This is a genomic window from Roseivirga echinicomitans, from assembly GCF_001592935.1.
Taxonomy (GTDB): domain Bacteria; phylum Bacteroidota; class Bacteroidia; order Cytophagales; family Cyclobacteriaceae; genus Roseivirga; species Roseivirga echinicomitans.
The window spans coordinates 650676-663731 of sequence record NZ_LRDB01000050.1 but is presented as its reverse complement, the minus strand read 5'-3'; the positions used below and the strand labels follow the sequence as shown (position 1 = coordinate 663731).

The following is a 13056-nucleotide window of genomic DNA, read 5'->3' as shown; positions in this document are numbered from 1 at the left end:
GCCTAGCTTCTTAGACACAATCTTACAATTCTTGGTTGTAACCGTACTCAACCCTTTAGTGCTGCTTGTTTGGCTACCACCGCAATTTGGCCCTGATGATAAATGTCATGCTGCACAATTCCTTCAATAAGTCGCTGAATGGTGTATTCTCTGCCGTATACCGGTGTTTGTAGGAATTCATCGGTTTTAGCATTCAGCAGATCGAAAATCTCTTTCTGCGTATTGACTAATTTTTGAATCAAGTCAGCCCAGTCTTTTTCCGTTGAAATATGAAGATCAGTCCAGTCATTTTGCGAATTCATTTCAATGTCGAATGCATCATTCCCTTTGATTTTTTCAATGACAAAAATCCGCCAATTGATGATGTGATGAACCAGTCGAGCTATAGAATTTGTAGTTGGGATGTGAGCGATATTTACAATTCTGTAATCAATACGGCTTAGTTTATCCATTAAGGACTCTCCAAACCAAGGGAGGCCTTGAAAGGAGTCTTCCAGAGTGCTTAGAAGTTTATTAATTGCTTCCTTATTCATCGTTTATCAATCTTTAAGTCCCTATAGTAAATCCTTCCAACACCAATTTCCGTAATGATAGTTTGAATGTCTATAAGCATACCCATTCTCATTTCAGGGTTTACAGATAGATTGAAAACGATTTTCTCTTTTGGAACGTCTCTTTTACTAATCTCATTTAAAATCCTCTCTTTGAAGTCATCTATTGAAGATTCTAATCCTTCAATTTGAATATTACCATCTTCAAAAACAGTAAGATTTATTGTCGCTATTTTTTGTGAAAGGGCTGCATAGACTGTATAAAGGAATACAGTTCTTGCTTCTTCATTTGTGTTCTCGATAATTGAGTTTGGACTACAGTGGGAGTAATTATCTGGGTTAATATATTCGGTGATCGTGTAGTATTCTGGTTTGAGTTTTAACTTCTTAAATTTAGCTAAGCTGAGTAATTTCCTGTAGTCTTTTTTCTTTCTTTTATTCAGTACCTTACTATTTGTTAACTCTTTTTCAAGCTGATTTAAGGATTTTTCCCAACCTAAAGTAGTAGGTTTGGTTTTTAAAAGACAGCTTGAAATTGTCAAGCTGTCTTGGGAAATAATACTTTTTGTTACCACGAACAGTAATAGCATGCAAACCAATAGCTTCATTAATTCCCCTTCTTAATCGTTGGATAAGTAACACCCAATTGCTCTAAATAACTACCGTATTTTGTTTCGTCATAGTAGAATTTCTCCAACTGCGGGCGGAATTCATCCATGATTTTCTTGTTCAGGTAAATAGGAGGGGCATCGCTGGCCGAGATCATTGGTTTGTACTGTGTTTCCTTGCTCTGCACATTGTTAAAGTAATCCCATGCCTGGGTCACCAATTCTGGTTTTAAAAGGAAGTCCATAATGGTCATGGCTTCGGCTTTGGCACCAGCAGTAGCGCCTTTGTGTGCAATAGGAGTGGCCATGGCAATGGCATTGCTCCAGTGGTGGCCTTGCAAACCGGGGATGTTGGAAGGAAAACGCATGGTTACCGTGGGTACTTTCCATGATACATCACCAATATCATCAGAGCCACCACTTACTGGTCTGGTAACGGGCATTCCCAGATTAGAGAGGTTAGTGCTTAATCCTCTTGGGTTGGAGCCTACTTCGGCTTGTGTCGCTTTGGCCAATTCCTGGTCTTCTTCACTCCAAGTCGGTAGACCTACAATTTTGATGTTCTCATGCATGGTTTCTGCAATGGTTTTATTGAAGTGACGTGGCCATGCGGTACCCAAAATTCTGGAACTCATTTGAGTGTCTGTCATCAAAGCAGCACCCTTGGCTATATTGTTGGCATCCGCATACATTTCCATAATGCCTTCATAAGTTACATCACGGAAATAATACCAAATCGAAGCTTTTGAAGGCACCACATTCGGCTGATCGCCACCATCGGTGATGATGGAATGGGAACGTTTTAGGGTAGTGAGGTGCTCGCGTTTGTAATTCCAGCCTACGCTCATTAGTTCTACTGCATCCAAAGCACTTCTTCCTCGCCAAGGCGAACCCGCAGAGTGCGCAGCTTCACCGTCAAAAGTATATTCAACAGAGATGAGGCCAGTGCCTGAAGCTTGGCCATAAGAAACGGAAAGGTTGCTGCTTACATGGGTGAAGATTGAAATGTCTACATCATCAAAAAGGCCATCGCGGGTGTACCAAGCTTTGGCGGCTACCAGTTCTTCGGCAATACCCGGCCACAAAATAAGCGTGCCTTGAATTCCTTCGCGCTCCATGATTTGCTTTACGGCAAGAGCGGCCGTAATATTCAATGGAATCCCAGCATTATGGCCTTCGCCATGACCCGGTGCGCCTTCGACCATGGGTTTGTGATAGGCAACTCCTGGATATTGAGATGCTTTCGGGATATTATCGACATCGCTACCCAAGGCAATTGTGGGGCCATCGCCTTGTTTCCAAGTGGCAAACCATGCGGTTGGAATTCCAGAAACGCCATCAACTATATCGAAGCCATTGGCTCTTAAAATGCCTGTGAGGTATTTAGAAGATTCATATTCTTGAAATCCAAGCTCGGCAAAGCTGAAGATCTTATCGATCATCACCTGAGTTTGCTTGTGGTTGTCTTCCACAATTTGAGCAACTTCGGTTTTGAGTTTGGTGATCTGTTTCTCTGAATATTTCTTTTGTGCAAAGGTGAAACTGCTCGTAAAAAGTAGCGCAATGCAGAGAAGTAATTTACTATTCAATGGTCTTTTCATGGTTGATTATTTTGGAAGCTGTTGGTTTTCAGTCCTTCCAAAATAATCAATTTCATGAAGAGTTAAAGTCGGTTTTATATGATCAGTTAATTTCTAAATCCATTTCCTTCGGATATTCAACAGAGTACTTTAGAATCAACTCCCTTTTTTCTCCTGGTTTGAGTTTTGTTTTCCAAGTCAACAAGCCTGTTTCCTTATTCATTTCAGCACCTGAAATCTCAATCACATTGACCTTGACATTGTCTCTGGCAGTGATTGGAATTTGATCATAAATCGAAATGCTCACTTCGCTTGACTTGGTATTCATTACCGTAATTCTGAAATGCCTTTCTTCTCTTTTTTTGTTGCTAAAGAATTTCCTTTCTTCAAAGTCTTTAAGTCGTTCTCTGTTGATGACAATGCCTTCATCCTTGCCCATTGAGATATTCAAGGTATCAGAACCCACATTGGTATCGATGATTGATTTGCCAACAAAGCGGTTCTCAAAGTAAAGGTTCGATTCCCCATCCAATAATTTCAAATCTGTCCAGTCCTTGATCATGGCCACCAAATAAGCCGTCTCTTTTACTTTTGGGCTTGTAGAATAGATATACTCAGCTTCTACTTCTTTGGTGAGCATATCTACCACTTCTGGTTTCCCTGTAGATGGAATACTATAAGGCAATTCAATATCATATACAAAATTGGTTTGGTAGTTAATGTAATTGATAGGAATGGGGTTGGATACTTTCTCTCTTTTAATTGAGTTGCTTCCTCTGATTTGTATTCCAGGTACCCTACCAGCAAGTGCATCAGAGCTTCTTGATCCATAAGCCGTAACTACCACTTCACCCAACTCCGTTACATCAGACCTCATTTCGACATTTATATTTTCACCCGTAATGGGTTTTTCTTGGGTAACGAAGCCTAGAAACCTGAAAACCAATATGGAGTTATCATTAGGTACCTGAAGACTATAAAACCCATTGTTATCCGTGGAAACACCGAGAGTTGTTCCTTTTACTAAAACGGAAGCGCTGGGTAGGGGTAATCCATCATCCGAGCTAATAACATAACCATGCACTTGTCTAATCCCCGAGTTTCTATTGGGGTAAAAGTTTGTTCCTCCCAAATAGTAGGGAGAAAGCTCTGGTGCTGTGCCGCTCGACTCTAAATCTCCAGAGGCAATTCTTAATTTCACATCCTTCCAGTCTATTCCTGTGTTCTGGTAAACGCGTGCTTTATAAGTAATGGATAAAGGTTGAGAACTGTCTTTGGCCCTAACATCATAGGCAGGAAACCAACCCGCTTCGCTCACCGCATAGCTAATTTCGATGGGTATGGTTTGGCTCTTATCTGAACTGATGGTAAGGAAAATATTGGAGGAAGGCTTTTTTTGCTGACCAGAATACGAATCAAGTTGTAAGCCTATTTGCATTAACTTCTCGTTGAGCTTTCCTTTTCTTAGGTTAAGATTGAACTCATCTTTTGAAAGGCTTTTGAATCTTTCAGTGAAATAACCTACTGCATTTTTGAATTCCTGATTTTGGATGCCTTGATCACCAACAATTTTTTGGTTCTGGTTCAATAAGGTCATTTCCTTTTGTAGAATGCTGATTTCAAGCTCAATGTATTTTATGGAGTCTGAAATGGCATCCGATTGATTTAAGAGCTGATTGATGAGATCTGGCTTATTCTCCTTTTCTAAATAATCAAGTTCATGTCGCACAGAAAGAATCGTAAACCCTTCACCAGAAATTTGAATTGTTTTAGGGTCTAAGTTGAAAGAAAGGTGAGAAATCTTGAATTCGTTCTTGCCATTTTTGAGCGGCAGTTTTGCGGTTCTTCTCACCTCGGCTCCCTTGGTGTAAACTTCTACCGACTTGATTTTTGATTCGATGGTGGATTGTCCATGACTGAATTGAACGGCCATGAACATTACTAAAAGTAATGCCGAGAGTTTCATAATTATAGCGTTTAGTTTAAGGTATTTGAACTTCATTGACTCAATGATGCTCAGCTTTGAGGGATTCCATAAAGGGATACTCAAAAAAATAAGGTGGACGGCCGCCCGTACCTCTTAAACAATATAACTACCGATAAACCCCTAGTGAGGTAGTTGGTCAACCCAATGAAAGGTGTTTGTTTGCCTATTTCTTTCTTCTCAAGGCAATGCACTCAATTTCAAGTCTAGCACCAACGGCTAGGCCACTTGTTCCGAAAGCGCTTCTGGCTGGTTTGTTTTCTGCAGTAAAATACTTGATGTATTCTTGATTGAACTCTCCCCATTCATCAATATCGGCCATCATTACCGTTACCTTGATTACGTCATCCAGTGATGAGCCATTGGCTTCTAAAATAGCTTTCATGTTCTCTATGGCTTGTTTTGCTTCTGCTTTTAAACCACCTGGCGCTAAGTCTAATGTGCCGGGAAGGTTTCCGATTTGCCCCGATAGATAGATAATGTCATCCACAATTACTGCATCAGAAAAGGGTAGTCCTAGCGTTTTCATGGCCTCAGACTGATAATGCTCAAGGCTTTTTTCTGTAGTGGTGCTGCAACTAACTAAAAATAAGCTGAGAACTAATAAAAAGGGGTTTTTCATAATGGTTGGTTTGTTAAGGTTTGTTTTTCAATTCAAGGTGCTTGGCAATTGAAGTCAACAGATTGCTATGTCCACTCTCTAGCATCACCAATTCACTGTTGGGTAAAAGTTTATGCAAGGGTTCAATGGTTTTCGTGCCAATGACCTTGTCGTGCTTGCCGATGTAGAAAGTAGTAGGGGTATGATGTTCGTTGATTTGGGCTGCCAATGAATTTAGGTTGGGTAAAAAGTGCCTTAAGTTGACCCATGAATGATACACCTGAGAACGTTTGAACTCGGTATCCATTTGGCTTTCTGCAAACCTCAAGCTGTAATTGTTCATGGTTTTCAAGGTGCGCAATGTTTTCACCAAAGCTTTGAAGAACCAAGGGCTTTCAATTTGAGTTTTGAACAGTTTTCTGAAAAGGAAAGGATAGGTGGAAAAACGATAGGAAAAATGGGTAGTAATTCCATCAGGAGCAATCAAGTGGAGGTGCTTGATTTTGTCTGGGAAAAGCTCAGCTGTAATCATCGCATATTTCCCACCCATTGAGTAGCCCATTACTTCAAACCGATTGATATGCTCATCGGCTAAAAACTTTTCCATGAACTCCAACCAGTCTTTCCGTAGAAGTGTCTGTTCATTTCTAGGAAACTCACTAGTACCATGGTAGGGTAAATCAAAACTGTAAATGGTATGTGTCTCTTTTAGGCTTTCCCAAACGATCTTAAATGATGAATGGTCAAGGCCGAAGCCATGGAAACAGAGCATTACATTCTCTCCACCATTCCAAATGGTATAATTTAAAGAGCAGTGATTAATTGTAATATTTCTATGTGTTTCGTTTAACATCAATTGCTGTTGAATGTCTTTTGTAAAAATGTAGAATCATAATCGTAACACAAGAACTTCGGTAGAATAATCTTTGGTATGCAATTATGTAAGTGCTTGCATTTTTTGCAGAATTTTAAAATTCACAGAACAAAAGGTTAAAAATAAACGTCTGAATGCCGAAGGAAACTTTGGAAAACATTTAAGTTTCCGTAGTTTTGCGATCGAAATGGATGTTAGAGAGAATATTTTAGAGAAGGCAACGGAACTGTATACCCGTTTTGGGATCAGGGCTGTGACAATGGACGACATCGCTAAGGAGTTGGGTATTTCTAAGAAAACGATTTACCAATACTACAAGGATAAAAGTGAGCTGGTGAGCACAATCACCAAGTATCACTTTGATATAGAGAGTCAGCGGTTCTGTGGTTTAACAGAAGAGAGTAAGAATGGGGTGCACGAACTTGTGTTGCTTTCTACTTGCTTGCGAGATTCCATAAGGGAAACGAAAATGAACCTCCTTCATGAACTTCAAAAATTCTACCCAAAGGCGTGGAAGATGTATGAAGAGTTCAAAGGCAATGTGATGAAGGAGTCGATTGTTAATGTTATTGAACGTGGAAAAAGAGAAGGTCTCTTTAGGCCCAGTATAGATGCTGAACTCATTGCTATTATGAGGATAGAACAGGTTCAAACATTCCTTCTTGGAAACCTTGTTCCTCGGGATAAATACACAATAGAAGAAATACAAATGCAATTATTCGATCATTTTATGCATGGTCTTTTCACCATAGAAGGTCACCAACTTTTTAATCAATACACAACAAACTCAAAAAACAATGAAGAGCAGAATTAACAAATACACGCTTATGCTCGCGCTTTTGCTGCCAGCTATTGCGGTAAAAGCTCAAACGGAATATTCTCTGAATAAGGCATTGGAATATGCTTTGATCAATAATGAGAATGTGAAGAATGCGCAACTTTCTACACTGGATGCAGAAGCACAGGTGTTTGAAACGCGTGCGGATGGTTTACCACAGATTACCGCGGGCTTTAACTACACGAACAACCTGTTTATTGCTAAAAGTCCGATTCCGAATTCGTTCATCACGGGCGATCCAAACGCTGAAGGCGTAACCTTGGTGGGGTTTGGCGCTCAGCACGTGGGTAACCTTAATGTTGGTTTGGAACAAATGCTTTGGGACGGATCATTCTTTATTGGCTTACAGGCTGCTAAGGTGCTCAGGGAAAAAGTAATAGTAGACAAAGCCAAGGCTGAAGTAGATGTTATCGAACAGGTGACTAAAGCTTATTATTTGGTTTTGGTGAACCAAACACGGGTTGATTTGATCAATGCCAACCTATTGACTCTGAACACGACTTTAGATGAAACCAGAACTCTATACGAGAATGGTTTTGCCGAAAGAATTGATGTGAGCAGACTTCAGGTACAAACCAATAACCTATTGGCCGAAAGAAGCGGTGTTGAACAATCGGTAAAGGCCAGCAAGGATTTACTTAAGCTAAGCATGGGGATGCCAGTAACAGAGGAAATAACCCTTACTGGTGAATTGGAAGCCCTTGATTTCAAATATGATCTTTCAGAACTGGATGGTTTTGCGCTAAGTAATAGGTTAGAAGTACAGCAACTCAACTTTTTGAAAGAACTGGCTGGTCTTCAAATTAAGAACACTACTTCTCAATATATACCTAAAGTTACTTTTAATGCAGGTTGGGGTAGAAATACAGGTTCCAACGATTTTAGTGATTTAACAAATGGTAAAAAGTGGTTTTCTAACTCTCAAATTGGCTTGAATGTTAGCATTCCAATATTTGATGGTTTAAGAAAGAAGTATACCATTCAGCGTAATAAAATTGAGTTGGAAACACTCAACAATCAATACAGTTTATTGACCAATAGTTTGTCTCAAGAATTTGAGAATGCTAAAAGAAACCTGGAGGTGAGTCTGGAACAATTGGAAGTACAAGAATCCAATATGGAATTGGCTCAAGAAGTAAGCAGTATTACAAAAGAGAAGTACAAAGAAGGGGTTGGCTCTAACTTAGAAGTTACCAATGCCGAAAAGGATTATAAAGAAGCAGAAACCAACTATTTGAATGCCTTATACAATGCCATTATTTCAAAAGTGGACTTAGATAAAGCACTCGGAAAACTACGAAACAATGACAACTAACAACTCAAAATATATCAATCACATGAAAGCTAAATCAATCGCCACAATTTTTCTTGCTGTGCTTACGGTAGCAGCATGTGGGCCTAAATCTGAAGGTGAAGGTCTTGACGCAAAGAAGGCAGAACTCACAGAAGCGAGAGTTCAACTTCAGGAAATCAGAAATAAAATCGAAACCATCGAGGCTGAAATAGCCGAAGCAGATCCTACTTTTTTCAATGGTTCAGGAGCAGCGACTTTGGTGACCACGGTAACCACTGAAAAGAAAAAATTCGATCATAAAATCGAGGTAAGGGGAACAGTAATGTCCCGCACCAACGTGTATGTGAGTGCTGAGAGCATGGGGCTTTTGACATCGTTGAAAGTGATTGAAGGCCAATCGGTGAAGAAAGGTCAGCTATTGGGAACTATCGACTCAGAGCAACTAGAGAAATCAATTGATGAAGTGAAAAATCAATTGCAGTATGCTACTACCATCTTCGAAAAAAGAGAAAGACTTTGGAAGAAGAATATTGGTACTGAGGTAGATTACCTTACTGCCAAAAACAATAAAGAATCGCTTGAGAAGCAACTTTCAACTTTAAGTACCCAGTTGAGCAAAACGAATATCGTGGCTCCTTTTTCTGGAAGTATTGAAGAGGTACCTGTAAAAGCAGGAGAGGTGGTTCAGCCAGGTTCGCCAATTGTATTCTTGGTGAGCAATAGCGATATGTACATTAATGCCGAAGTTTCAGAAGCCTATTTAGGCAAAGTGAAGGTGGGTGATTCTGTAGATATCCAAGTACCTTCTATGAATAAGGATTTTACTTCGAAAATCGTAAGCATAGGAAATGTGATCAACCCCGCTAGCCGAACTTTCACTATTGAAGTGAAATTACCAAGCGAAGCTTCCAATGCAAAGGTGAACATTGTGAGTATTTTAGGTTTGACGGATTATACGAATAATGAAGCCATCACAATTCCTTCAAGAATTATTCAAGAAGACCTCGAAGGTAACTTTGTGTATGTGTTGGATGCATCGAAGAAAGCGAATAAGGTGCATGTGAAATTAGGTCTTTCGCACGATCACGAAACAGAAGTGCTTTCGGGCCTTAAGGGTGGAGAAGTGATTGTTGATAAAGGCAATCGTACGATTGCAGATGGTACTACTGTAAAAGTGCAGAATTAATCTTAACCTCTGAATTAAAGCATTATGGCTGAAAATAATCAACAAAATGTGATTGATAAGGAGTTTGGATTAACCTCCCTGTCGATTCGAAATAAAATTACAGTATATGTACTTACGCTCATTATTGTAGCGGCAGGTGTATATTCTTACATCACCTTGCCAAAAGAAAGTTTCCCAGAAGTGGAGCAGCCAACGGTATATGTGAGTACAGCACACCCAGGTAACTCCCCTGAGGATATTGAAAGTTTGATTACTCGTGAACTGGAAAAGGAAATTAACACTATCGAAGGTGTTGATAATATCCAATCTACCTCTGTACAAGATTTCTCCGCCATTGTAGTGGAGTTTCAAGTAGGGGTTGATGTAGACAAAGCTTTGACCGATGTAAAAGATGCTGTGGATAAGGCTAAATCTGAACTGCCATCAGATTTAAAGTCCGACCCGAGTGTAATCAAGTTTAGCTTTTCAGAGAACTTTCCAATTCTGAACCTTAACCTTACCGACCCTTCAAAATCTTTAGATGAGCTGAATGATATTGCAGAATATCTTGAAGATGAGATTGAGAAGTTCAAGGAGATTTCTAAGGTGAATATTGTTGGGGTTGATGAGAAAGAAGTAGAAGTGAAAGTAGATCCTTTCAAACTTGAAGCAAGAAAAGTGACTTTTACGGATATTGAAAACGCCATTTCGGCTGAAAACCTTACCCTATCAGGTGGTAACGTGGTGGCTGATGGTTTAAGGAGAAACGTAAGGGTAATTGGTGAATTTGATGATCCTGCGCAAATCGAAGGAATTATCATTAGTTCTGAAGATGGAAACATTGTTTACTTAAGGGATGTAGCCACTGTTACATTTGGCTATAAAGACAAGATGAACTATGCGCGTTTAGACTTGGATCCAGTGGTGAAGTTGGACGTAATGAAACGAAGTGGTGAAAACCTTTTGATCGCTACGGACAAAATCACCAAGCTGATTGATGAAAGCTACGCAAGTGGTCAAATTCCTGCATCTACAAAAGTAACCACCACCAACGATCAGTCGAAGGACACAAGAGAGCAAGTAAGTAGTTTGGGTAACAACATCATCTTCGGGGTAATTCTGGTAGTTACTGTGTTGATGTTCTTTTTAGGAACCCGTAACTCACTTTTCGTGGGTATGGCCATTCCGTTGTCAATGTTTATGGCCTTAATGATTCTAGGTTTATTGGGCATTTCTATCAATACCATGACGCTTTTCGGTCTTATTATGGCCTTGGGTATGTTGGTGGATAATGGGATTGTGGTGGTTGAAAACGTATATCGTTTGATGGAAGAAGGTTTGAGTCCAATGGCTGCCACCCGTAAAGGGGTAGGCGAAGTGGCTTTACCAATTATATCATCTACTGCGACTACTTTGGCTGCCTTTATGCCATTGGCTTTTTGGCCAGGTATCATAGGTGAGTTTATGCTCTATTTACCAGTGACATTGATCATTACACTTGGCTCATCTTTGTTTGTTGCCTTGGTGATCAACCCTGTATTTATTTCTTCCTTCATGAGTTTGGATGGGAAGAAAGTATACAACCATAAAAGGATCATTATTAGATCATCTATCGCTATAGTTTTAGGACTAATAGTCGCATTTGGAGCAGGGATTCCGGCATTGGGTAACTTATTGATCCTCATTGGGGCGCTTACTCTAATGAATATTTATGTATTAGGGCCATTGTCTAAAAGATTCCAAGCTGGCTTTTTGCCTGCACTAGAAGGTCGTTATGAAAGAGTGTTGAAGAGTGCGGTAAAACATCCAGGTCTTTACTTGGGTGGAGCATTTGTAGCGCTATTCATTTCATTGGGGATCTTTGCAGCTTTCCAACCTAAGGTGTTATTCTTCCCTGAAAACGAACCTAAGTATGTGAACGTATTTGTTGAATTTCCTGTAGGAACTGACATTGAAGTAACCAATGATTTTGCCAAGACGATTGAAGCGCAAGTGCTTGAAATCATCAAGCCTTATGAAGCGGTTGTAGAATCAGTTTCTACCAACGTAAGTCAGGGCGCTGCTGATCCAAATGATCCAACTGCTGTAGGTCAATCGGAAGAGCCACACAAGGCACGTATCACCGTTAACTTTATTGAAAGTAAACTTCGTGGAGATATCAATACGCAAGATGTAATGAACGCTTTGCGTGCGGAAATTAAGCCAGAGCCTGGTGTTACTTTAACCATTGATAAAGATGCTGCTGGTCCGCCAACAGGTAAGGCGATCAACTTAGAGATTATTGGTGAAGACTTAGAAACTTTGATCCATGTGAGTGAAGATATTCAACAAAAGATTGATGAGTCTGGTATCCGTGGAATCGAAGAATTGAAAAGTTCTTTAGAACTGGGTAAGCCTGAGTTGATCGTGGATGTCGATCGCGATAATGCCAGACGTTTCGGCTTGTCTACTTATGCTATTGCCAATGAAATTAGAACGGCTCTTTTTGGTAAGGAAGTTTCTAAATACAAGGAAGGTGAAGACGATTACGAAATCAATGTTCGTTTGAATCAAGACTATCGTTATGATATTGATGCCTTGCTGAACAAGAACATCACCTTCAGAAATCAGAACTCAGGTAAATTGGTGCAAGTGCCTATTTCTTCTGTTGCTCATGTGCGCTATGGCTCCACTTATGGTTCAATCAAAAGAAAGGATTTGGACAGGGTAGTGACGTTAAGTTCTAACGTTTTGGCGGGTGCAAACGCGACCGAAATTGTAGATCAACTCAAGGTACTAATGGCTGATTACGACATGCCAACGGGCTATAACTTCGCTTTTACAGGAGAGCAAGAAGAGCAGGCAGAAAACATGGCTTTCTTGGCCAAAGCATTGCTTATCGCAGTGTTCACCATCTTCTTGATCATCGTGTCTCAGTTCAATAAAATTACTGCGCCATTCATCATTATGGTATCTGTATTCTTAAGCACGATTGGTGTGTTCTTGGGCTTGGTGATTTTCAATATGGAATTCGTGGTAATCATGACCATGGTAGGGATTATTGCCCTGGCTGGTATTGTGGTAAACAACGCGATTGTACTTATTGATTACATTGAACTGACCAGGAAGAGGAGAAGAAGAGAATTAGGTTTAGATGATGATGCCCGTTTACCAATGGAAGAAGTGGTGAACTCAATTATTATTGCAGGTAAAACGAGACTTCGTCCTGTAATCTTAACGGCCATTACTACCATTCTTGGTTTGGTGCCTTTGGCAGTTGGTTTGAACATTGACTTTATAGGTTGGTTCACTAGTTACAATGCGGACTTTTATGTTGGAGGTGATAACGTAGTGTTCTGGGGGCCAATGTCTTGGACAATTATTTTTGGACTTACTTTCGCCACTTTCTTGACACTGATTATTGTTCCTACTATGTATTTATTAGCAGATAAATTCATGTATAGAATAGCAGGTAGGAAGGAAGCTAGAAAGGCGAGTGCCTTAAGTTAAAAGAACAAAGCGAACGGAGCTTTGGCTTGATGTTTGTATAAAGTACTATGTGGTGATTTAGGTGTCTGTTTC

10 protein-coding genes are annotated in these 13056 nt (G+C 40.0%); 4 read left to right on the top strand and 6 right to left on the bottom strand.

Annotation, left to right across the window (positions count from 1 at the left end):
* Positions 1-47 precede the first annotated feature (47 nt).
* The 6 genes from AWN68_RS17050 to AWN68_RS17025 form a co-directional block, all read right to left on the bottom strand.
* A complete protein-coding gene (locus AWN68_RS17050) occupies positions 48-533 on the bottom strand; it encodes a DinB family protein (RefSeq protein ID WP_068418400.1) in 486 nt (161 codons plus the stop codon).
* Positions 530-1093, bottom strand: coding sequence for a hypothetical protein (locus tag AWN68_RS17045; protein ID WP_172796080.1), 564 nt, complete (start codon positions 1091-1093; stop codon positions 530-532). Before AWN68_RS17045 ends, AWN68_RS17050 begins: the two co-directional genes overlap by 4 nt.
* Positions 1094-1158: 65 nt before the next feature.
* Positions 1159-2760 carry an amidohydrolase gene (locus AWN68_RS17040; protein ID WP_068418395.1) on the bottom strand — a complete coding sequence of 534 codons (1602 nt, stop codon included), beginning with the start codon at positions 2758-2760 and terminating at the stop codon, positions 1159-1161.
* A gap of 82 nt (positions 2761-2842) precedes the next feature.
* The gene (locus tag AWN68_RS17035) at positions 2843-4705 is read right to left on the bottom strand and encodes a DUF4139 domain-containing protein (RefSeq protein ID WP_157716306.1); all 1863 of its coding nucleotides are present in this window, start codon (positions 4703-4705) and stop codon (positions 2843-2845) included.
* 184 nt (positions 4706-4889) lie between these two features.
* Positions 4890-5345 carry a RidA family protein gene (locus AWN68_RS17030; protein ID WP_084362912.1) on the bottom strand — a complete coding sequence of 152 codons (456 nt, stop codon included), beginning with the start codon at positions 5343-5345 and terminating at the stop codon, positions 4890-4892.
* Between the two features lie 13 nt (positions 5346-5358).
* Positions 5359-6177, bottom strand: coding sequence for an alpha/beta fold hydrolase (locus AWN68_RS17025; RefSeq protein WP_068418391.1), 819 nt, complete (start codon positions 6175-6177; stop codon positions 5359-5361).
* A 208-nt stretch (positions 6178-6385) separates the two neighbouring features.
* Here AWN68_RS17025 and AWN68_RS17020 point away from each other — a divergent pair, with 208 nt between their 5' ends.
* From AWN68_RS17020 to AWN68_RS17005, 4 genes are read left to right on the top strand one after another with little or no spacing between them, the layout of a single operon-like run.
* The gene (locus tag AWN68_RS17020; protein ID WP_068418388.1) at positions 6386-7012 is read left to right on the top strand and encodes a TetR/AcrR family transcriptional regulator; all 627 of its coding nucleotides are present in this window, start codon (positions 6386-6388) and stop codon (positions 7010-7012) included.
* Entirely contained in the window at positions 6996-8351 is a 1356-nt protein-coding gene (locus tag AWN68_RS17015) for a TolC family protein (protein ID WP_068418385.1), read from the top strand. The genes AWN68_RS17020 and AWN68_RS17015 overlap by 17 nt, the downstream gene beginning before the upstream one ends.
* Before the next feature lie 22 nt (positions 8352-8373).
* Positions 8374-9516: an efflux RND transporter periplasmic adaptor subunit gene (locus tag AWN68_RS17010; protein WP_068418586.1), complete on the top strand. Its 1143-nt coding sequence runs from the start codon at positions 8374-8376 to the stop codon at positions 9514-9516.
* A gap of 24 nt (positions 9517-9540) precedes the next feature.
* Positions 9541-12984 (top strand): efflux RND transporter permease subunit, encoded by a 3444-nt coding sequence (locus AWN68_RS17005; protein WP_068418383.1) that lies wholly within the window; start codon positions 9541-9543, stop codon positions 12982-12984.
* Positions 12985-13056 lie beyond the last annotated feature (72 nt).

Excerpts from the sequence above, each read along its gene's own strand:
- AWN68_RS17005 (WP_068418383.1), top strand. The coding sequence starts at position 9,541 with ATGGCTGAAAATAATCAACAAAATGTGATTGATAAGGAGTTTGGATTA.
- AWN68_RS17025 (WP_068418391.1), bottom strand. The coding sequence starts at position 6,177 with ATGTTAAACGAAACACATAGAAATATTACAATTAATCACTGCTCTTTA.
- AWN68_RS17050 (WP_068418400.1), bottom strand. The coding sequence starts at position 533 with ATGAATAAGGAAGCAATTAATAAACTTCTAAGCACTCTGGAAGACTCC.
- AWN68_RS17035 (WP_157716306.1), bottom strand. The coding sequence starts at position 4,705 with ATGAAACTCTCGGCATTACTTTTAGTAATGTTCATGGCCGTTCAATTC.
- AWN68_RS17040 (WP_068418395.1), bottom strand. The coding sequence starts at position 2,760 with ATGAAAAGACCATTGAATAGTAAATTACTTCTCTGCATTGCGCTACTT.
- AWN68_RS17030 (WP_084362912.1), bottom strand. The coding sequence starts at position 5,345 with ATGAAAAACCCCTTTTTATTAGTTCTCAGCTTATTTTTAGTTAGTTGC.
- AWN68_RS17015 (WP_068418385.1), top strand. The coding sequence starts at position 6,996 with ATGAAGAGCAGAATTAACAAATACACGCTTATGCTCGCGCTTTTGCTG.
- AWN68_RS17020 (WP_068418388.1), top strand. The coding sequence starts at position 6,386 with ATGGATGTTAGAGAGAATATTTTAGAGAAGGCAACGGAACTGTATACC.
- AWN68_RS17010 (WP_068418586.1), top strand. The coding sequence starts at position 8,374 with ATGAAAGCTAAATCAATCGCCACAATTTTTCTTGCTGTGCTTACGGTA.